Here is a 20,328-nt window from a genome sequence, read left to right as displayed (position 1 = left end):
TTTCTGTTTGATGCGCGCCTTGCGGTGCGTTTTTTGTGTGCGGTTACTTTTCGTATTGCTCCGCGAGCTGCTGGCTGATGAACTGGCGCGCCGTGCGGGGGGAGCGCCCGTTCCGGCGCAGCGCGAAGCGCTCGGCCAGCAGGTGAAGCTGCTCGCCGGACAGCGCCAGGCCGTTCTCCGCGGCGAGCTGATCGACGATGTACAGGTACTCGTCCTTGTCCGGCACGGAGAACGTGATCTCCAGCCCGAAGCGGTCGGAGAGCGAGGTCACGGTTTCCAGGCTGTCGCGCACGCGCACCTCGTCGCCCTCGCGGTCCGCGAAGGTCTCGCGGATCAGGTGGCGGCGGTTGCTGGTCGCATAGATGACCAGATTGGAGGGCTTACCCGCCAGTCCGCCCTCGATAAAGGCCTTGAGCGCGGCGAAGTTGTCGTCCTCCCGACTGAAGGAGAGGTCGTCCAGGAATACGATGAAGCGGAACGGGGAACGGAGCGTGTCCGCGAAGATGCGCGGGAAGCAGGCGATATGCCGCGGCGACATCTCGATGATCTTCAGGCCGCGCTCGGCGTATTCGTTGACCACCGCCTTGACGGTAGAGGATTTGCCCGTCCCCTTGTCGCCGTAGAGCAGGATGTTGTTGGCCTCGCGACCATCCAGGAACGCGCGGGTATTTTTGAGGATCTGCTGCTTCTGGCGCTCATAGCCGGGCAGGTCGCGCAGGCGGATGGCGTCCGGATGCCCGATCGGCGTCACCGTACCGTCATCCTGTACAGCGAAAGCGGAGGCCTGTGCGAAAAAGCCGTAGCCCTGCGCGCGGTAAAAGCTGGCCAGCGCCGCCCCGTCGCGGAACGGCAGGGGAGCGGCGGCCGGATAATCCGGCAGGTCGCGTAGCGCGGGCATGCGGTACACGCCGGCGGCCGCGGACTTGAGCGTATTGCCGTCCAGGGCGAGCAGGGCGTTGAGCGCCTGGATATCGTGCGTGGCCGCGCCCAGCAGGGTGGCGGAGGGCGCGGCCAGCGTATCGGTCATGGTGTTGACATCAAAATGCACCGCGTCCAGCATGGCGCGGTTGACGTCGCCGCAGGCGAAGATCTGGGCGCACAGCGCGCCGTAGGCCCGCGCGAAATCCGCGTCGTCGGTCTTGAGCGCGTCAAAGACCGCGAGGTAGGACGAGACGAACGGGTGCCGCTGCAGGCCGCGCAGCACGGAAAGCGCCCGCACGCGCAGCGAAAGGATAGAAAGCTCCATTTGTTTCACTTCCAAACTGTATTTTTTCGATCGGTTCCAGCATAACACACTTCGGCGGCTTTTTCAACATAGCATGAGAATAGACTATGCTTGGAGGGAGAGACAAACAATGAGCCAATATGCGCTTTTGATATGCCGCAGCCAAACGGAAGCGATCGGGCTGCGGCGCCATCTGGGTCAGATGGGCGTGCCGGGCGAGGTCGCGCGGCCGCCGCGGCACGAGCGGACTGAGTCGTGCGGCTGGGCGGTGCGCGTCGGGGCGTCGCAGGCGGACGAGGCGGTGCGCCGCCTGCGGCAGCTAGGGCTTTCGCCGTGCCGCGTCATGCCGGACGAGGGGGGCGGCGCATGATCTATCTGGATAACGCCGCGACGACGCTGTATAAGCCGCGCGCGGTGGATGAGGCGGTGCGCCGCGCGATGCACGCGGCGGCAGGCTACGCGCGGGGCGGCTACGCGGCGGCGGCGCGCGCGGGCGAGCTGGTATACGGCTGCCGCGAGCAGGCGGCGGCGCTGTTCGGCGTGCGCGATCCGGCGCGCGTCGTGTTCACGATGAACGCCACGCACGCGCTCAATCTGGCTATTCACGCGCTGGCGAAGCCGGGCATGCGGATCGCAGTCGGCGGATATGAGCACAACGCGGTCATGCGGCCGCTCACGCTGCGCGGGATCGAGCCGGCCGTGCTCGACGCCCCGCTCTGGGACGCCGCGGGGATGGAACGGAAAGCGCGGGAAGCGCTGGCTGCGGGGACGGAGCTGTTCATCCTCAACCATGTGTCCAATGTGTTTGGCTTTGCCGCGCCGCTCGACGGGATCGCCGCGCTGCTGGATGCGGCGGGCGTGCCGCTGATTCTCGACGCGTCCCAGTCCGCCGGTATGGTCGGGATCGACGTGCGCCGCCATCCCTGTCTTGCCGCAGTGTGCATGCCCGGCCACAAGGGACTGTACGGGCCGCAGGGTACGGGCATCCTGCTCGCGCTCGACGACCGTATCACGGCCGCGCCGCTGATGGCGGGCGGCACGGGCAGCCTGTCGGAAGAGCCGCGGCAGCCGGATTTCCTACCGGACGCGCTGGAGAGCGGCACGCCCAATGTGCCGGGTATCGCGGGGCTTGCGGCGGGCATCGCGTTTGTGCGCGCGGTCGGCCCAGAGAACATCCTCGCGCATGAACAGGCGCTCCGGCGTGAGTTTGTGCGCGCGCTGGAGCGGGAGGAGCGGATCGAATGCTTTTCCGGCGCGCCGCAGACCGGCGTGCTGTCGCTGCGGGTGCGGGGGATGCCCTGCGAGACCGTGGCGGAGGAGCTGGCGCGGCGGCAGGTCGCGGTGCGCGCGGGCCTGCACTGCGCGCCGCTCGCGCACCGCACGGCCGGCACGGAGGAAACCGGCACCGTGCGCTTCTCTTTCTCCTTTTATTCGACCGCGCGCACGGCGGAGCATGCGGCTGATTTGCTGTGCAAAACCGTAAAAAATCTGTGAATACGCTATACAGGGGAAGCGAATTGTGGTAGTATAGGTAATGTTGAAACCCCGCGTCTCCCCTGCTGTGCGGAGGAATGAAAAATCACAGGACAGGTGGCTTTATGGAGACTTTCCAAAATATTTTCAATACAGCGGCGTTCCAGAATTTCGATTTGCTGTCCTCGCTGCGAAGCAGCGTAAACTCGCTTCAGACAGCGGGCCTGATGGACGTGGTCGACGTTTTGATCGTCGCGTATATCATTTACCGCGTGATGAAGCTGCTCAAGGATACAAGCGCGGCGCGGCTGGTCAAGGGCATCATCGTGCTGCTGCTGGTCATGTTGCTCGCCAGCGTGGCGGGACTGACCACGATTTCGTTTATCCTGCGCAATTCGCTGGGCATCGGCGTGTTCGCCGTGATCGTGATTTTCCAGCCCGAGCTGCGGCGTCTGCTCGAGCAGCTCGGCAAGGGCAACCTGAGCCGCCTGCTCACGCCGGCGGACAACAAGGACGAGATCGAGGAGGCCATCGGCGCGACGGTCGCCGCCTGCGCGGATATGTCCAGAAGCCGGACCGGCGTGCTGATCGTGTTCGAACGGCGGGAGCGCCTCGGCGAGATCGTCGCGACTGGCACCCTGCTGGACGCCGATCCCTCGCCCGAGCTGCTCAAAAACATCTTTTTCAAGAACAGCCCGCTGCATGACGGCGCGCTGATCATGCGCGACGGCCGCATCTGCGCCGCGGGCTGCGTGCTGCCGCTTTCGGGCAGCCAGAACCTGTCCCGCGACCTGGGTACGCGCCACCGCGCGGCGGTTGGCATGAGCGAGTCCTCGGACAGCGTGCTGGTCGTCGTTTCGGAGGAAACGGGCGCGATCTCGGTGGCGATCGGCGGCATGCTCAAGCGCCATCTGTCACCCGAGGTGCTGAAAAAAGTGCTGGAAAGCGAGCTGCTCACTGAGGAAAAGCCGGAAAAGAACCGGCTGACAGCGCTCCGCAACATCTGGAAGGGGGGCGCGGGCAAGTGAGGCAATTCCTGAAAAAGCATGACGTCTGGCTGCGCCTGCTGTCCCTGCTGCTCGCGTTCGTCCTGTGGATCATCGTGCGCGACGCGGATAATCCGGTCAAGCAGAATACCTTTCGGGACATCCCGGTTACCATTACCGGTGAGGAAGAACTGCTGGCGAGCCAGGGCCTGTCGGTGATCGAAAGCACCGCGACCGTGGATGTGGTCGTGGAGGGGCGAAACAACGAGGTAACCGACCCAACGCTGCGGCGCAAGATCACGGCCACGGTCGACGTATCCTCAATCACCGACGGGGCGGGCGAGTATAACCGGCCCGTGCAGGTTGCGGTCAGCAGCGCGGACATCGATCCGGTGCGGGCCAATCCGGTGAGCGTGAGCGTGCTGGTTGATAAGGTGACCACGGTCAGCGTGCCGGTCCGCATCGACGTGACCGGCACGCCCGCGGAGGGGTACCGCGCGGGCAAGGCGGTACCCACGACGACCGAGTCGGTAACGGTCGAGGGGCCGGAGGCCGAGCTGAAAGAGGTCGCTTACGCCTATGCGACGATCAGCGTGGAGGGCGAGAGCCTGACCGTCACCGGTGAGTGCTCGATCGCCCTGTATAACGACGCCGGCGTCCCGATTACGGGGACGCATGTGACCTGCCAGACGGATACGGTCAATGTGCGCGTGCCGCTTTACCCGATCGAGACCATCCCGCTGACCGTTACGCTCAAGGACGGCGAGACGCTCAAGGGCAGCCAGGTGCGCGCGTCCATCAGCCCGCAGAGCGTCAAGGTCCTCGGCGACCAGAACACGCTTGCGGAGCTGACCGAGATCAGCCTGGGCGAGATCGATCTGGACAGCGTCCGGACAGACGTGCCCATCCAAATGGATATCAAGCTGCCGGACAACGTCCGGCTGGACGAGGGACAGCCCTCTACCGCCAGCGTGACCATCACTGTGGCGGACGAAACCGACGGCATTGCGACACGCAAGGTCCAAGTCACGCAGTTCGCCCCGAACGATACCTCGCAGGAGCAGACGCCTTACACGGTCAACGTACTGACCGGATCGGTGGAGATCGAGCTGCGCGGCACGGAGAGCGCGCTCGACCAGGTGGATACCGACGGCTTTTCGATCGGTTTGACCTTTGATTCGGATTCGCTCGGCGCGGGCAGGCATACGGTCAAGGGCGTGGTCGCCGCGACCAGCCTGCCGGCCGGCGTGACCGTGGTGGAAGAGGACGTGGAGGTTGAGATCGAGATTGTGGACAACGGCTCCGGCGGTACGGACGGGGACGCCGCGGCGGGAGCCGCCCCGTCGGATGCGGTCTACCCAGAGGAAAGCGGGGACGGCGCGTGAGCATTCTGGTAAGCAATATCCGCCTGCCGTTTGACGAGCCGGAGGCGCTCGCGCTCGCGCAGGCGCGGCGGCTGACCGGCTTGGACGAGGCGCAGGCGGCGGTGTCCCGCGTGAGCATCGACGCGCGGCGCGGGCGGATCTTCCGCGTATATACGGTGCGCCTAGACGCGCCCGTGGACGAAAAGGCATTTGCAGAAAAGCTGCAAATGCCCTTCGTGCGTTATAAGCCCGATGAAAAAGCGGCCGTTCCGCGCGGCAAGAAGCGGCTGCGGCACCGGCCGGTGGTCGTCGGCCTGGGGCCGGCGGGCCTGTTCGCGGCCTATACGCTGTCCAGGCACGGCTACGAGCCGCTGGTGCTGGAGCGCGGCGGCGACCTGGACGCGCGCGACCGCGCGGTGCAGGCGTTCTGGAAGGGCGGCGCGCTCGATCTGGACTGCAATATCCAGTTCGGGGAGGGCGGCGCGGGCGCCTATTCGGACGGTAAGCTGACCACCCGCATCGGCGATCCACTGTGCGACGAGGTGCTGAAAACGCTCGCCGCGCACGGCGCGCCGGAGGATATTGTCAAAAAGGCCAAGCCCCATGTGGGTACGGACATCCTGAAAGACGTTGTGCGCTCCATGCGGCGGGAGATCGTGAGGAACGGCGGGGAGGTGCGCTTTCGGACCCCGCTGACTGGCGTGGATGTGCAGAACGGCGCGCTGCGCGCCATCCGCGCGGCCGGCGGCGAGGTCGCGTGCGAGCGCGCGGTGCTGGCGGTCGGCCACTCGGCGCGCGATACGTTTGTTGCGCTGCATCAAAACGGGGTATACTTTGAACCAAAGGCGTTTTCGGTCGGCGTGCGCATCGAGCATCTGCAAAGCGAGATCGACCGCGCGCTGTACGGGAAATATGCGGGGCATCCGCTGCTGCCGCCCGCGGAATACAACCTTTCCCGACGGGCGGGCGGACGGGCCTGCTACACGTTCTGCATGTGTCCGGGCGGCGTAGTCGTCGCGGCGCAGAGCGAGGAACATACGGTCGTTACCAACGGTATGAGCTATCATGAGCGTAGCGGGAAGAACGCTAATGCGGCAATCGCAGTGTCGGTCGACCCCAAAGACTATGATGACGGCACGCCATTCGGCGGCGTGTCGCTCCAGCGGCAGATCGAACGCGCGGCTTTCGCGCAGACCGGCTCGTACCGCGCGCCCTGCCAGCGCGTGGGGGACTTCCTTGCCGGTAAGCCGAGCAAGGCCGCAGGCGCGGTGCGGCCCAGCTATCCCATAGGGGTAGAGTACAGCGCGGCTACGGCAAGCCTGCCCGCGTTTGCACAGGATATGCTGCGCGACAGCCTGCCTTTTTTTGGCGGGAAGCTGCGCGGCTTTGACGCGCCGGACGCGCTGCTGACCGGACCGGAGACGCGGACTTCATCTCCCGTGCGTATGACGCGCGGGGACGACCTGTTCGGCCGCGGCTGTGCGGGGCTTATCCCCTGCGGCGAGGGTGCGGGCTACGCGGGCGGCATCATGTCCGCCGCAGTGGACGGCATACGGGCCGCGCACCGCATCATGGAGGAATTTCGGCCAATTATGGATTGAGCGCGCGCCGCGGCGCGCAGGAGCAATATTTTTCAGAACGGAGCGATAACATTGACCCAACAGGGAACGATAAAAAAACTATTGCCCGGCCGTATGGCCGAGGTGGAGGTGACACGCCGGTCGGCGTGCGGGCATGACTGCGCCAAATGCGGCGGCTGCGGCGGTCTGGAGACACAAACCCTGTATGTGACTGCGTTCAACGGCGTGGCGGCGCAGGTGGGCGACCGCGTGCTGCTGGAGGGCGAAACCGGCCGCGTGCTGGGCATCGCGGTGCTGGTCTACCTGCTGCCGGTCGTGCTGTTTTTCATCGGCTACGGGGCGGGAAGCGTGCTGGGAGGCGGCGCGGCGCAGGCCGCAATCTGCGGCGGACTCCTGTTCGCACTGGGTATACTCGGCGCGATGTGGTACAGCCGCCAAATGAAGAAAAAGAACGACGTACCGTTCGCAATCACCCAGCGGCTTTGAATAAATTGTGAATTTTTCCGGCTTTCCTGCGCTTATCTCTTGTCTTATCGGAAAAAGTCCGGTAAAATAGATTGAATGTGAAAAGCGTGCGCGCAGCACGCGGCGCGAAAGGGTTTTGTGATGTTTGGCTTTATCCGTCCGGTCAAATCCGAGCTGCGGGTCAGGGAGGCCGACCGGTTCCAGCAGGTATACTGCGGCCTATGCCATGCGATCCGTGCGCGGTACGGCCGGTTCTATACGCTGTTCCTGAGCTACGACATGACGTTCTTCGTCCTTGTTGCCGGAGCGGAGCGGGAGGGGACGCCGCCGCCCTGCAGGAAGCGGTGCGACGCGCATCCGCTGCTCAAGCGCCCCTGCGCCGCACCCGACGACGCGCTTGCGCTTGCGGCCGATGTGAGCGTGCTGCTCTCCTATCATAAATTCCGAGACAGCTTGGCGGATGAAAAGGGCGCGAAGCGGCTGCTGGCATGGCTGCTGTGCGGCCTGGGGAAGCGCGGCTATCAAAGGGCGCGCGCGCGTCTGCCGGACGCGGACCGCGAGATCGTGGCGGCGCTGGACGACCTGCAGGCGATAGAGCGCGAAAAATGCCCGTCCATGGATCGCGCGGCGGACGCCTCGGCGCGCATGACCGCGGCTGTGGTCCCCCGCACGGGGGACGCGCGCGAGCGCGTGCTGCGGCAGATGTTTTACCATATCGGGCGGTGGGTATACCTGCTCGACGCCGCGCAGGACGTGGCGGAGGATCTGGAACAGGGCAATTACAATCCGGTGGTGCTGCGCTATGACCTGCGCACGCCGGATTTGACAGAGATAAAGGATGCGCTCGAGCGGACGCTCGAACGCTCCCTCGCTGACGTCTGCATGGCGTTCGACCTGCTGGACGCGCAGCGCGACGCGGAGCTGATCCGCAATATTATTTTTCTCGGTATGCCGCTCGTCACGCGACAGGTGCTCGACGGAACGTACCAAACGAACGGAGGATGGGGCAAACATGGATCCCTATAAAGTGCTGGGCGTCACGCCACAGACAAGCGACGACGACGTCAAGCGCGCATATCGGGAGTTGGCGCGCAAATATCACCCGGACAATTATATCAATAACCCGCTGGCCGACCTTGCCGAGGCGCGTATGAAAGAGATCAACGAAGCCTACGACATGATTATGAACGAGCGGTCGGGCAAAGCCGGCGGCGCGGGCGGCCAGCAATACGGCGGGCAACAGTATGGCGGCGGCCAGCAGCACGCGTATTCCGGCGCGAACGCGGCGTTGTACAGCCAGGTGCGGCAGGCGATCAACCAGGGCAACCTGGGCCTGGCCGAACAGCTGCTGCAGCGGTCGAGCGCGCGGGACGCGGAGTGGTTCTACCTGATGGGTACGGTCTATTACCGCAAGGGCTGGTATGACGAGGCGATGCGCGCCTATACGCAGGCCTGCCAGATGGACCCCTCTAACATGGAGTACCGCACGGCGCTCAACAATCTGAACATGTCGGGCGGCTATGGCGGCTACCGGCCCATGCAGGAGGCCAACATGTGCGATATGTGTATGCAGCTGGCGATTTGCAACTGCTGTATGAACATGTGCTGCAACGCGGGCTGCTGATATGGGAGCGCGGGATATTGCACGGGGCGGCCTACTCGCGGCGGTCGCGTTCGTGTTGCTTTATCTGGGCGGGGTATCGCCCTATGCCGCGGTTGCGGCCTGCATCGCCGCGGGTGTGACGAGCGCGGTTCCACTGATCCGTCATGCGCGGGTTCGTCTCGCGGTACTGCTGTATCTGGCGGTTTCGGTGCTCAGCTTGCTGCTGGTGCCGCGAAAAAGTGTAGCGGCAGCTTATGTACTGTTCTGTGGGCTGTACCCCATCATAAAATACTGGGTCGAGTGCTATGCGCCTCGCCGCATGCAGATGGGTATTAAGCTTGCTTATTTTAACCTTATGCTGCTGGCGGCGGCCGCGCTGGCCGTGTTCGTGTTTGTTCCACAGCTTGCCGTCACTGGCCTGGGTTGGGTCGCGGCATTGTGGTTTGCGGCCAATGCTGTATTTTTGATGTATGATGTGGCGTTGTCACGGCTGATCGCCTTGTTGCGCAGAAGCCTGCCGCCCGACTGAAAAGAGGGAACGTAACATGAAGAGTATGACCGGCTATGGCCGTGCCAGGGAACAACTGGACGGGAAAACGATCACGGTCGAGCTGCGCGCGGTCAATCACCGCTATCTGGACTGCACGGTCAAGGCGCCGCGTCAGTACGGCTTTCTGGATGAAGCAGTAAAAAAAGCAGCCGCGTCGCGCATCTCGCGCGGCAAGGTTGAGGTGTTTGTGGGCGTCGAGGTGCAGGAGGGCGGCGATGTGGCCGTTACGGTCAATCATGCGCTGGCCGAGCGTTATCTGGAAGCCCTGCATGAGATCGCGGACAAATACGGCCTGCGGGATGACGTGACCGTGACGAGTCTGGCCAAAATGCCCGACGTTTTAGGCTCCGAACGCATCGAGCAGGACGCGGACGCCATGATCCGCGACGTGACCGCCGTGTTTGAAAAGGCCTGCGCCGGCTTTGATGAGATGCGCCTGCGCGAGGGCGAAAAGCTCGCGGAGGATGTCAAAGGCCGTTGCGCGGCCATCGGGCGCATGGTGGGCGAGGTGGAGGCCCGCTCACCGGAGCGCGTGCGCGAATATCGGGAAAAGCTGCTCGCGCGCATGCAGGAGGTGCTGGCGGACACCAGCATCGACGAGACGCGCATCCTGACCGAGGCGGCGGTCTATGCCGACAAGACCGCGGTGGATGAGGAGACCGTCCGCCTGCGCAGCCATCTGCACCAGCTTGACGCCATGCTGCGCGAAACGCAGCCGGTGGGCCGCAAGCTGGACTTCCTTGTGCAGGAGATGAACCGCGAGGCCAATACGATCGGTTCCAAGGCGAACGATGTAGAGATGGCGCGCATCGTGGTGGATATCAAAAGCGAGATCGAGAAGATACGCGAGCAGATACAGAATATTGAGTAAAAGGTCATAAAAGGGGGCAGCGCGGGTGAAGCTCATCAATATCGGTTTTGGAAATATGGTCGCATCTTCGCGGCTGATCGCGATCGTCAGTCCGGAGTCCGCGCCGGTCAAGCGCACTATACAGGAGGCGCGCGACCGCGGCATGGTGATCGACGGCACCTACGGCCGCCGGACCCGCGCCGTGCTCATTATGGACAGCGACCATGTGGTCCTGTCCGCCCTGCAGCCGGAAACCGTTGCCGCGCGCTTCGCGGGCGACAGCGAGGAAGGGGGGAGCGAGGATGAATAAGGGTACTCTGTATGTGTTTACCGGCCCTTCCGGAGCGGGAAAGGGTACGCTGCTTTCCCGTCTGATGGCCGAGGATGACCGCCTGTTTTATTCGATCTCCGCGACCACGCGCGCGCCGCGCTCGGGCGAAACGGACGGGGTGCAGTACTACTTCCTGACCCGCGCGGATTTTGAGCGGAAGATAGCGCAGAACGCTTTTCTGGAGCACGCCCGATATGTGGATAATTATTACGGCACACTCGAAGCGCCGGTCAACGAAAAGCTGGCCGAGGGGTACGATGTGATTCTGGAGATCGAGGTGCAGGGCGCGATGCAGGTGCATCAGAAGCGTCCGGACGCGGTGATGGTGTTTATCGCGCCCCCGTCGTTCGAGGAGCTGGCCGCGCGGCTGCGCGGACGCGGCACAGAGGACGAGGAAAAGGTGCGAAAGCGCCTGGAAACCGCGAAAGAGGAACTGAAAAGCAGGGACAGGTTCGATTATGTCGTCGTCAATGACGAGATCGACCGCGCGGTGCGCGAGCTGCAGGGCATTCTGGCGGCGCGGCGTACATAACGCGCAGATCATGAGCATAAATAATACAAAGGGTAATATAAGGAGAATGGATTACAATGCTGAAACCTTCGATGCAGGAATTGATGAAACGTGTGGGCAACCGCTATCTGCTGGTCAACCTCGCGGCGCAGCGCGCTCGCGATATCGCTGACCAGGCAGAGGAAACGGGCGAGCAGCTTTCCGATAAGGCGGTCAAGCTGGCGCTGGACGAGATCGCCGCAGGGGAAGTAGTGTACCGCCCAGGACCGCGCACTGCGCCGGTCATCGTCAAGAACAACGCGATCGCGGCTGCGATGGTGGATGTGGACGATTCGATCGATCTGGACGAAGACGAGGACGAGGAAGGCGCCGAGCGTGAGGAGGACGAGGAGGAGGATGACCGCCGCCTCGACGAGTTCGACGACCATGAGCTGGACGACGGCGACGTACCGGAAGAGGACCGGTAAGCCATGCGCGTGAGCGGAAAGACCGTAGTTCTGTGCGTGACCGGCGGCATCGCGGCGTATAAGGCCGCCGACCTGACCAGCAAGCTGCGGCAGGCCGGCGCGCAGGTGCGCGTGCTGATGACCGAGTCGGCCACGCAGTTTATCGCTCCCATGACGTTTGAAACCCTGTCCGGCTACCGGACGGTCGTGGATACGTTCGATCGCAGCTTCGCGTGGGAGGTCGAGCATATCTCGCTGGCCAAGGCGGCGGATGTGTTTGTGATCGCGCCCGCGACCGCAAACGTCATTGCCAAGGCCGCGCACGGCATCGCGGATGATATGGTGACGACGACGCTTCTGGCGACCCGCGCGCCGGTCGTGGTAGCGCCCGCAATGAATACGGGCATGTACGATAATCCGGTCACGCAGCAGAACCTGCGGACGCTGCGCGAACGGGGCTTCCATATCATCGATCCGGCGGCGGGCCATCTCGCCTGTGGCGACACCGGCCGCGGCAAGCTGCCGGACACGCCCGCGCTGCTCTGGGGCATTGAAAAAGCGCTCACCCCGCAGGATCTCGCGGGGCGGCTCGTGCTGGTCACCGCTGGACCGACGCAGGAGGCGATGGATCCGGTTCGTTTCCTGTCCAACCACTCCACGGGCAAGATGGGCTACGCGGTAGCGGCGCGCGCGGCGCTGCGCGGCGCGGAGACAACGCTGGTTTCCGGACCGACCGCGCTTGACACGCCGGCGGGCGTTCAGCGGGTGGATGTGGTTTCAGCGTGCGAAATGTACGACGCGGTCGTATCCCGCGCGGCGGAGCAGGATATGATCGTCAAGGCGGCCGCGGTGGGGGATTATCGCCCCGCGGAGACCGCGGCGGAAAAGCTCAAGAAGGGCGAGGGGGAGCTGACGCTCGCGTTGGCGCGCAATCCGGACATCCTGGCCGAGCTGGGGCGTAAAAAGCGCCCCGGGCAGTTGCTCTGCGGCTTCGCGATGGAAACCCAGAGCCTGTTGGAGAACGCCGCGGAGAAGCTGCGGCGGAAAAACTGCGATATGTTGGTGGCCAACTCCCTGCGCGACGCGGGTGCGGGCTTCGGCACGGATACCAACGTCGCGACGCTCCTGTTTGCGGATGGGCGGCGCGAGACCCCGCCTCTGATGAGCAAGGAAGCGCTCGCGGACGTGATTTTGGACCGGCTGCTCGCGATGCGGCAGGCGCGGGCGTGATCGCCCGCCGCGGGGATGGGATGCGTGTCCCCGCATGGCGGATATCAGGCGCATAAGGAGGCGTATCCATTGGCGGAAAAAATCTGCGCGGTCGCCGTGGATGCGGCGACCTATGCGATCGACAAGCTATATTCCTACCGTGTGCCGGACGAGCTGCGGGAACAGGTGCGGATTGGCACCCGTGTTCTCGTGCCGTTCGGCTTTGGCAATAAACGGGCGGAAGCGGTCGTACTCGCGTTCCGGAAGGACGACGGCGGGCATCCGCTCAAGCCCGTGGTGGAGGTGCTGGACGACGCGCCGGTGCTGGACGCGCGGCAGCTCAAGCTGGCCGCGTGGATGCGTGAGCGGCTGTACTGCACCTATTTCGACTGTGTGCGCGTCATGCTGCCCGCCGGGCTGTGGTTCAAGCGGAACGAAACCTACACGCTTGCGCCGGATGCCGACCTTGCCGCGCTGCGGGCGCGCGAAGGCGAGGCGGGCGCGGTGCTCGCGCTGTTCGACCGGCCGGGGCAGACGCTTGCGGCCTCGGATATCCGGCAGCGGCTGGGCGGCAGAAGCATGACCCGTGTGCTGGACGCGCTGGCAGGCGAGGGCGTGCTGACCTATCGCAGCAATACCGCCCAGCGGTCGGGCGATAAGACCGAACGGATGCTTTCCCTGGACGTGGAGGCCGGCGCTGCGGCGGCTCGGATCGGCCGGCGTAGCCCCGCGCGGCTGGATGTGGTGTCCATCCTTGCGGATGGCGGCTGGATGAGCTGGAAAGAGCTTTGCTACATGACGGGCGTATCCGACGCCGCGCTGCGCGATATGGTCAAAAAAGGGCTGCTGCGTATGCGGCACGAGGAGCGGCTGCGCGCGCCGGATTTTTCCGAGGTGCCGAAAGCCGCGCCGCCGGTGCTAAGCACGCAGCAGCAGCAGGCGTTCGACGGGCTTGCCGCGCTTCTGGACGAAAGGACGCCGCGCGCCGCGCTGCTGTTCGGCGTAACGGGGAGCGGCAAGACGCAGGTTTACCTGAAGCTGATTGCCAGAGCGCTGGGGCAGGGACGCGGCGCGATCGTGCTGGTGCCTGAAATCGGGCTGACGCCGCAGGTATTGCGCCAGTTTGCGGCTCAGTTCGGGGATGAGGTTGCGGTGCTGCATTCCGCGCTTTCGGTCGGAGAGCGGTACGACAGCTTCAAAAAGATACAGTCCGGCCGCGCGCGCGTGGTGATCGGCACGCGGTCGGCGGTGTTCGCGCCGGTGAAAGACCTCGGCATCCTGATTATCGACGAGGAGCAGGACGGGGCGTACCGGTCCGAGCAGTCCCCGCGCTACCACGCGCGGGACGTAGCCAAGTACCGCGCCGCGCAGGAGAACGCGCTGCTCGTATTCGGCTCCGCGACCCCGTCGGTCGAGACCTATTACGGCTCCCAGCAGGGGAAATATCCGGTGTTTACACTCAGCGAGCGGTTCCTCGGCGCGGGGCTGCCGGATGTGCTGATCGCCGATATGCGCGGCCTGGCCCGAGAGGGACGGGAGGGCGTGATCGGTCCGCAGTTGGAAAGCGAGCTGATCGGCGCGCTCGGGCGGGGAAAGCAGGCGATCCTGTTCCTCAACCGGCGCGGCAACAGCCGCGTGATCGGCTGCGCGATCTGCGGCTGGGTTCCGGAATGCCCGTCCTGTTCAACCAGCATGACCTATCATTCGGCCTCCGGACGGGCGATGTGTCATTACTGCGGGGCGTCGGTCAGGATCACCGGAAGGTGTCCGGCCTGCGGCGGGGAAAGCCTGTTTACCGAAACGCCCGGCACGCAGAAAGTTGAGCAGGAGCTGCATGAGAAATTCCCAGCCGCGCGCGTGCTGCGTATGGACGCGGACACCATGCACACCAAGGGCGCACATGAAAAGCTGCTTGCGCAGTTCGCCAAGGGCGAGGCGGATATCCTGCTCGGCACCCAGATGGTGACCAAGGGGCTGGATTTTGAAAACGTCACGCTGGTCGGCGTGCTGGACGCGGACCAGAGCCTGTATGCGCAGGATTACCGCGCGCGTGAGCGCACGTTTTCGCTCATCACGCAGGTGGTGGGGCGCGCGGGACGGCGGTTCGATACCGGAAAGGCGGTCATTCAGACTTACAGCCCCACGCATCCGGTCATCCTGGCTGCAGCGCGGCAGGATTATGAGGCGTTTTTCGAGCGCGAGCTGGAAACCCGCCAGGCGCTGCGGTGTCCGCCGGTATGCGACCTGACCGTGCTGACCGCGGCGGGTGAGGTCGAGCAGCAGGTGTTGAAAAGCCTGCTCGCCCTCAAGGCCCGCCTGCAAAGCCTGATGGAAGGGCAGTACGCAGATGTAAAGGCACCGGTGCTGGGGCCGGCGGCGGCGCAGGTGGTGCGGGTGATGGGGCGCTACCGCTATCACCTGACCATGCGCGCGAGGAACACCGCGCGGTGGCGCTCGCTGATCGCGGGCGTGCTGCGCGAATTCCTGCTTGACAGCAAAAACCGCGGCGTGACCGTGTTTGCGGATGAAAATCCGGACTTGTAGCACGCCGCGCAGGAGAGAAACGATTATGGAACAACAATGGACCATCCGGCTGTCAGCGCCACAGGACGCGGCCGCGCTGCTGGATATTTACACGCCGTACATCACGGATACGGCCGTAACCTTTGAATATGACGTACCCACGGCGGAGGAATTCGCCGCGCGGGTACGGGAGATATCCGCCTGGTACCCCTATCTGGTGTGCGAGCGGGCGGGGGAAATCGCGGGCTATGCCTATGCGCACCGCCTGCGCGAGCGGGCGGCATACGACTGGGCCGCCGAACTGTCCGTATATCTGGCGCGCGGGATGCAGGGGAAAGGGCTGGGTACTATGCTGTACCGCTGCCTGATCGAGCTGCTTGGGCTGCAGCATTTGCGCGGCCTGTACGGCTGCGTCACGCTGCCGAATGAAAAAAGCGAGCGGCTGCACAGAAAGCTTGGCTTTGTGGACGCGGGGATATGGCGCGCGTCGGGCTGGAAGGCTGGCACATGGCATGATGTCGGCTGGTTTGAAAAGCGTCTCGGCGGCGCGGGCGCGCCCGAACCGGTGATCGCTTTCCCGTTGCTGGACGAAAAGAAGATACAGGAATGTTTGCAACGCTACACGGAAATGCTGAATATGGAGGAATGAAACGCTATGGCACTTCGTAAAATTCTGACGCAGGGCGACGAGCAGCTTTTGAAGCGCAGCCGCAAGGTGGAAAAGTTCGACGCGCGCCTGCATACCCTGATCGACGATATGCGCGAAACGCTCGAGAATTCGGGCGGCGTGGGGCTGGCTGCGCCGCAGGTCGGCGTGCTGCGCCGCGTGGTCGTGCTGCTGGACGTGAACCAGGAGCCGGAAGAGATGGTCGAGCTGGTCAACCCCGAGGTGGTTGAGCAGAGCGGCGAGCAGCGCATCGTGGAGGGCTGCCTGTCCGTGCCGGGCGTGTACGGCTACGTCACCCGCCCGACCTGGGCCAGGATCCGCGCGCAGGACCGCGACGGCAACTGGTTCGAGCGCGAGGGCGAGGGCATCGTTGCCCAGTGCTTCTGCCATGAGACCGAGCATCTGGACGGACATCTGTTCACCGAAAAGGTGGAGGAGTATGTGGACATCGAGGAGCTGCAGCGCGAAGACGGGGAAGAGGGCGAGCCGGAATGAGGCTTGTGTTTATGGGCACGCCGGATTTCGCCGTGCCGAGCCTGCGTGCATTGCTCGACGCGGGGCATGAGGTGTGCGCGGTGTATACCCAGCCGGATAAGCCGCAGGGCCGCAGGCAGGTACTGACCGCGCCGCCGGTCAAGGAGCTGGCGCTCGCGCGCGGTATTCCGGTCTGCCAGCCCGCGACGCTGAAAAACGAGGACGAGCAGGAACGGCTGCGCGCGCTCGCGCCGGAGGCGGTCATCGTGGTGGCGTACGGCAAGCTGCTGCCGCGGGCAGTGCTGGACATCCCGCCGCGCGGGTGCATCAACGTACACGGCTCGCTGCTGCCGCGCTGGCGCGGTGCGGCGCCTATCCAGTGGTCGGTCATCGCGGGCGACGAAAAGGCCGGTGTGACCACCATGCAGATGGCCGAGGGGCTGGATACCGGCGGTATGCTGCTGACCTATGAGACACCGATCGGCGCGCGGGAGACCGCGGGCGAGCTGTTCGACCGGCTGGCACAGGCGGGCGCGGCGCTGCTGATCGAGACGCTGGAGCGGCTGGACCGTATCACACCCGTCCCGCAGGACGACAGCCGAAGCTGCTATGCGCATATGCTGGATAAGCAGATGGCGGTGATCGACTGGACCAAGCCCGCGCGCGCCGTGGACTGCCTGATCCGCGGGCTCAACCCCTGGCCGGTCGCGCTGACCACGCTCGCGGGCGCGCGGCTCAAGGTATACGCCGCCGAGCCGGTTTCCGGACACGGCCGGCCGGGCGAGGTGCTGGAAAGCGACCCGAAAAAGGGCCTCACCGTTGCGTGTGGCGAGGGCGCGCTCCGGCTGACCGAGATCCAGCCCGTTGGCGGCAAACGCATGGGATGCGCGGATTTCCTGCGCGGTCATGCGGTGGAGAAGGGAAACTTTTTAGGCAGATAAAGGAGTAGCTATGCCTTATTATGGTTTTTACGGGATTGATATGTATTATATCGTGCTGGTCGTACCCTGCATCATCCTGGCATTCTGGGCGCAGGCCAGGGTAAAGAGCACGTTTAACCGGTATTCGCAGGTGCTTAACCGCCGCGGCTTGACCGGCGCGCAGGCGGCCGAGGCTGTGCTACGCCAGAACGGCGTGACCGGCGTGCGCGTCGAATGGGTGGCGGGCAAGCTGACCGACCATTTTGACCCGCGCACCAACACCATCCGTCTGTCGAACGCGGTGTATTCCTCCACCTCGGTCGCGTCGGTCGGCGTGGCCGCGCACGAGGCAGGGCATGCGGTGCAGTACGCGGTCGGATATTTCCCCATCCGTCTGCGCGCGGCCATTATTCCAGTGACGCAGTTCGGCTCAATGGCCGCGTTCCCGCTGATTATTCTGGGGCTGTTTATGAATTCGGGCATTCTGATCGACCTCGGCATCTGGGCGTTCGCGCTGTCGACCGTGTTCCAGCTGGTGACCCTGCCGGTTGAGGTCAACGCGTCCAACCGCGCGCTCGCCGCGATCGAGCAGGGCGGCTTGCTGACCGAGGACGAGTATCCGATGGCAAAGAAGACGCTGACCGCCGCCGCAATGACCTATTTCGCGGCGCTCGCCGTATCGTTCGCGCAGCTGTTGCGCCTGCTGCTGATTTTCGGGGGACGGAACCGCCATGATTGATAAGCGTCCGCGCACCCCGCGCGAGGCTGCAGCATTTTCCCTGTTTTCCATGCAGGAGGAGGGCGCGTGGTCGGACGGGGCGCTGCACCACTACCTCGCCCGCGCGGGGCTGGCCGGCCGAGACGCGGCGCTGGCCGCGCGGCTCACCTACGGCACGGTGCAGAACGAGCTGCTGCTCGACTGGTACCTGCGGCAGTTTTCCAGCGTGCGGCTGAAAAAGATCGCGCCGCGCGTGCTGGCCTGCCTGCGCATGGGTCTGTACCAGCTCATCCTGTTGGACAAGATCCCCGCGCACGCGGCGGTATCCGAAACGGTCGCGCTGGTGCGGCGGTACTGCCGTGCGAACGAACGCACGACGTCGTTTGTCAACGCGGTGCTGCGCCGTGCGGCGCAGGTCGCGGAAGCCGGCGCGCTGCCGGCGCCCGACTGTCCGGATAAGGAGAGCTATTACGCGCTGCGGTACAGCCATCCTGAATGGCTGGTACGGCTGTGGTCGGCGCAGTTCGGCCTGAAGACAGCCGAGGCGCTCTGCCGTGCGGACAACGCGGACACGCCGGTTTCCGTACGTGTCAACACGATGAAAACCACGCCAGGGGCAGCCCGCCGCGAGCTGGAAGCGGCGGGGCTGACGGTTACGCCGCACCGCGACTTTCCGGAGATCCTGCTGTGTACCGGCGGGGATGCGGCCGCGCTGCCCGCGTTCGCCGAGGGGCGTATCACCGTACAGGACGCGGCGAGCGCGTTAGCGGCCGCGGTGGCCGATCCCCAGCCGGGGGACGCCGTACTCGACTGCTGCGCCGCGCCGGGCGGCAAAAGCTTTGTCATGGCCGAACGCATGTGGGGTAAGGGCAGCGTCATATCCTGCGATATTTATGAACATAAGCTCAAGCGCATCCGGGCGGGTGCGGCGCGGCTCGGACTGCCGAACATCCGCACCACCCTGCAGGACGCCGCCGCGCCGCGCGCGGACTGGGTCGGCACGGCGGATGTGGTGCTGTGCGACGTGCCGTGCTCCGGTTTCGGCATCATCCGCAAAAAGCCCGAGATCCGCTATAAGGATCCGGCTGGACTGGAGGAGCTTCCCGCTTTGCAGGCGGCGATTTTACAGAACTGCGCGCGGTATGTGCGGCAGGGCGGCACGCTGGTCTATTCCACCTGCACGATCCTGCGGCGCGAAAACGAGGACGTGGTGCGCGCCTTTTTGGAGCACAACGCGGATTTCGCCGCTGTTCCGTGGGCGCATCCGGTGTGCGGCGCGCGGGAGGACGGGATGGCGACTTTGCTGCCGCCCGTACATGATACCGACGGCTTTTTCATTGCCAAGCTGAGGAGAAACACATGACAGAAATCAAATCCCTGACAATCGAAGAGCTGAAAAACGCGCTGGCGGACATGGGCGAGAAGCCCTTCCGCGCGGGACAGATCTTCAAATGGCTCCACCAGGGGGTAGAGTCCTTTGAAGAGATGTCCAACCTGTCCAAGGACCTGCGCGCGCGGCTGGCCGAGCGTTTCGTGTTGACCGTGCCGCAGGTCGTGCGCAGGCAGGTCAGCCAGGTGGACGGCACGGTCAAATACCTGTGGCGCCTGCGGGACGGGGACTGCGTGGAGTCCGTGCTCATGCACTATGAGCACGGCGTGTCCGTGTGCGTTTCCACGCAGGTCGGGTGCCGCATGGGGTGCCGGTTCTGCGCGTCCGGACTGAATGGGCTTAAGCGCCACCTGTCCGCGGGCGAGATCCTGGACGAGATTCTGTTCATGCAGAAGGACAGCGGCGAAGCGGTATCCAACATCGTGCTTATGGGTACGGGTGAGCCGCTGGACAATTACGACAATGTGCTCAGGTTCCTGCATTTGGTGAGCTGTCCGGAGGGGGTAAATATTGGACAGCGGCATATCTCCTTGTCAACCAGCGGAATTGCTGATAAAATAGAGAGGTTAGCAGGGGAGAAGCTGCAGATCACCCTGTCCGTGTCGCTGCACGCGCCGGACGACGAGACGCGCTCCTCCATTATGCCGGTGAACGAGGCGTATCCGGTCGAGCGGCTCATGCGCGCGTGCCGGTATTATTTCGATACCACCGGCCGCCGTATTTCCTATGAGTACATGATGGCGCGGGATATGACCGACCGCATCTGGCAGGCCGAAAAGCTGGCAAAGCTGCTGCGCGGCCGGCCGGCGCATGTCAACCTGATCCCGCTTAACGAGGTGGCCGAAAGCCCGCTGCGGCCTTCGCGGCCGGAGGTCGTGCGCCGCTTTCAGCAGGCGCTGGAAAACCGCGGCGTGACCGCGACCGTGAGGAGGCGGCTCGGTCCGGATATCGACGCGGCCTGCGGCCAGCTCCGGCGCAGGGAGCTTGGCCGGACAGCGGCGGACGGCGCAGAATAAACGGTTTGCCCGCAAAAGCGCGTCCCG

General features: G+C 64.5%; 22 protein-coding genes. 21 read left to right on the top strand and 1 reads right to left on the bottom strand.

Features of this window, described 5'->3' with window-relative positions:
* Positions 1-43: 43 nt before the first annotated feature.
* Entirely contained in the window at positions 44-1,246 is a 1,203-nt protein-coding gene (locus DBQ51_RS06230; protein WP_054327472.1) for an ATP-binding protein, read from the bottom strand.
* A gap of 109 nt (positions 1,247-1,355) precedes the next feature.
* Between DBQ51_RS06230 and DBQ51_RS06225 the strand changes: the two genes are divergently transcribed.
* The 21 genes from DBQ51_RS06225 to rlmN all read left to right on the top strand — a co-directional run bounded on the left by DBQ51_RS06225 (position 1,356) and on the right by rlmN (position 20,301).
* On the top strand, positions 1,356-1,595 hold the full coding sequence (locus tag DBQ51_RS06225; RefSeq protein ID WP_054327471.1) for a DUF3343 domain-containing protein: 240 nt from the start codon (positions 1,356-1,358) through the stop codon (positions 1,593-1,595).
* Complete coding sequence (locus DBQ51_RS06220) at positions 1,592-2,719, top strand: aminotransferase class V-fold PLP-dependent enzyme (RefSeq protein WP_107631040.1); 1,128 nt, start codon at positions 1,592-1,594, stop codon at positions 2,717-2,719. Before DBQ51_RS06225 ends, DBQ51_RS06220 begins: the two co-directional genes overlap by 4 nt.
* A 104-nt stretch (positions 2,720-2,823) precedes the next feature.
* Positions 2,824-3,726 carry a diadenylate cyclase CdaA gene (cdaA, locus tag DBQ51_RS06215; protein ID WP_054326659.1) on the top strand — a complete coding sequence of 301 codons (903 nt, stop codon included), beginning with the start codon at positions 2,824-2,826 and terminating at the stop codon, positions 3,724-3,726.
* Positions 3,723-5,069 (top strand): CdaR family protein, encoded by a 1,347-nt coding sequence (locus DBQ51_RS06210; protein ID WP_054326660.1) that lies wholly within the window; start codon positions 3,723-3,725, stop codon positions 5,067-5,069. Before cdaA ends, DBQ51_RS06210 begins: the two co-directional genes overlap by 4 nt.
* Positions 5,066-6,649, top strand: a complete 1,584-nt coding sequence (locus DBQ51_RS06205) for an NAD(P)/FAD-dependent oxidoreductase (protein WP_107631039.1) — start codon at positions 5,066-5,068, stop codon at positions 6,647-6,649. Before DBQ51_RS06210 ends, DBQ51_RS06205 begins: the two co-directional genes overlap by 4 nt.
* 51 nt (positions 6,650-6,700) lie before the next feature.
* On the top strand, positions 6,701-7,114 hold the full coding sequence (locus DBQ51_RS06200; RefSeq protein WP_147574193.1) for a SoxR reducing system RseC family protein: 414 nt from the start codon (positions 6,701-6,703) through the stop codon (positions 7,112-7,114).
* Between the two features lie 120 nt (positions 7,115-7,234).
* Positions 7,235-8,119, top strand: coding sequence for a DUF5685 family protein (locus DBQ51_RS06195; RefSeq protein ID WP_054326662.1), 885 nt, complete (start codon positions 7,235-7,237; stop codon positions 8,117-8,119).
* Positions 8,106-8,717: a J domain-containing protein gene (locus tag DBQ51_RS06190; protein ID WP_107631037.1), complete on the top strand. Its 612-nt coding sequence runs from the start codon at positions 8,106-8,108 to the stop codon at positions 8,715-8,717. The genes DBQ51_RS06195 and DBQ51_RS06190 overlap by 14 nt, the downstream gene beginning before the upstream one ends.
* A gap of 1 nt (position 8,718) precedes the next feature.
* Positions 8,719-9,225 (top strand): hypothetical protein, encoded by a 507-nt coding sequence (locus DBQ51_RS06185; protein ID WP_054326664.1) that lies wholly within the window; start codon positions 8,719-8,721, stop codon positions 9,223-9,225.
* Positions 9,226-9,241: 16 nt separating this feature from the next.
* A complete protein-coding gene (locus DBQ51_RS06180; RefSeq protein ID WP_107631036.1) occupies positions 9,242-10,117 on the top strand; it encodes a YicC/YloC family endoribonuclease in 876 nt (291 codons plus the stop codon).
* A 25-nt stretch (positions 10,118-10,142) separates the two neighbouring features.
* Entirely contained in the window at positions 10,143-10,406 is a 264-nt protein-coding gene (gene remA, locus DBQ51_RS06175; protein ID WP_082396900.1) for an extracellular matrix/biofilm regulator RemA, read from the top strand.
* Positions 10,399-10,959, top strand: coding sequence for a guanylate kinase (gene gmk / locus DBQ51_RS06170; protein ID WP_054326666.1), 561 nt, complete (start codon positions 10,399-10,401; stop codon positions 10,957-10,959). The genes remA and gmk overlap by 8 nt, the downstream gene beginning before the upstream one ends.
* Before the next feature lie 56 nt (positions 10,960-11,015).
* A complete protein-coding gene (gene rpoZ, locus DBQ51_RS16805) occupies positions 11,016-11,405 on the top strand; it encodes a DNA-directed RNA polymerase subunit omega (RefSeq protein WP_176564525.1) in 390 nt (129 codons plus the stop codon).
* A 3-nt stretch (positions 11,406-11,408) separates the two neighbouring features.
* Entirely contained in the window at positions 11,409-12,614 is a 1,206-nt protein-coding gene (coaBC, locus tag DBQ51_RS06160) for a bifunctional phosphopantothenoylcysteine decarboxylase/phosphopantothenate--cysteine ligase CoaBC (protein ID WP_107631035.1), read from the top strand.
* A 69-nt stretch (positions 12,615-12,683) separates the two neighbouring features.
* Positions 12,684-15,137 carry a replication restart helicase PriA gene (gene priA, locus DBQ51_RS06155; RefSeq protein WP_242977846.1) on the top strand — a complete coding sequence of 818 codons (2,454 nt, stop codon included), beginning with the start codon at positions 12,684-12,686 and terminating at the stop codon, positions 15,135-15,137.
* A gap of 25 nt (positions 15,138-15,162) precedes the next feature.
* Positions 15,163-15,765 carry a GNAT family N-acetyltransferase gene (locus tag DBQ51_RS06150; RefSeq protein WP_054326668.1) on the top strand — a complete coding sequence of 201 codons (603 nt, stop codon included), beginning with the start codon at positions 15,163-15,165 and terminating at the stop codon, positions 15,763-15,765.
* Positions 15,766-15,771: 6 nt separating this feature from the next.
* Positions 15,772-16,278 carry a peptide deformylase gene (gene def, locus DBQ51_RS06145; RefSeq protein WP_054326669.1) on the top strand — a complete coding sequence of 169 codons (507 nt, stop codon included), beginning with the start codon at positions 15,772-15,774 and terminating at the stop codon, positions 16,276-16,278.
* Positions 16,275-17,198, top strand: coding sequence for a methionyl-tRNA formyltransferase (fmt, locus tag DBQ51_RS06140; protein ID WP_054326670.1), 924 nt, complete (start codon positions 16,275-16,277; stop codon positions 17,196-17,198). Before def ends, fmt begins: the two co-directional genes overlap by 4 nt.
* A 10-nt stretch (positions 17,199-17,208) precedes the next feature.
* Complete coding sequence (locus DBQ51_RS06135) at positions 17,209-17,916, top strand: zinc metallopeptidase (protein ID WP_054326671.1); 708 nt, start codon at positions 17,209-17,211, stop codon at positions 17,914-17,916.
* On the top strand, positions 17,909-19,258 hold the full coding sequence (rsmB, locus tag DBQ51_RS06130; protein WP_107631033.1) for a 16S rRNA (cytosine(967)-C(5))-methyltransferase RsmB: 1,350 nt from the start codon (positions 17,909-17,911) through the stop codon (positions 19,256-19,258). Before DBQ51_RS06135 ends, rsmB begins: the two co-directional genes overlap by 8 nt.
* A complete protein-coding gene (rlmN, locus tag DBQ51_RS06125; RefSeq protein WP_054326673.1) occupies positions 19,255-20,301 on the top strand; it encodes a 23S rRNA (adenine(2503)-C(2))-methyltransferase RlmN in 1,047 nt (348 codons plus the stop codon). Before rsmB ends, rlmN begins: the two co-directional genes overlap by 4 nt.
* The last annotated feature ends 27 nt before the right edge of the window (positions 20,302-20,328 follow it).

This window comes from Agathobaculum massiliense, assembly GCF_900291975.1.
Taxonomy (GTDB): domain Bacteria; phylum Bacillota; class Clostridia; order Oscillospirales; family Butyricicoccaceae; genus Agathobaculum; species Agathobaculum ammoniilyticum.
Note: the sequence above shows the minus strand (reverse complement) of the source record. Positions and strands in the feature narration are given on the sequence as shown.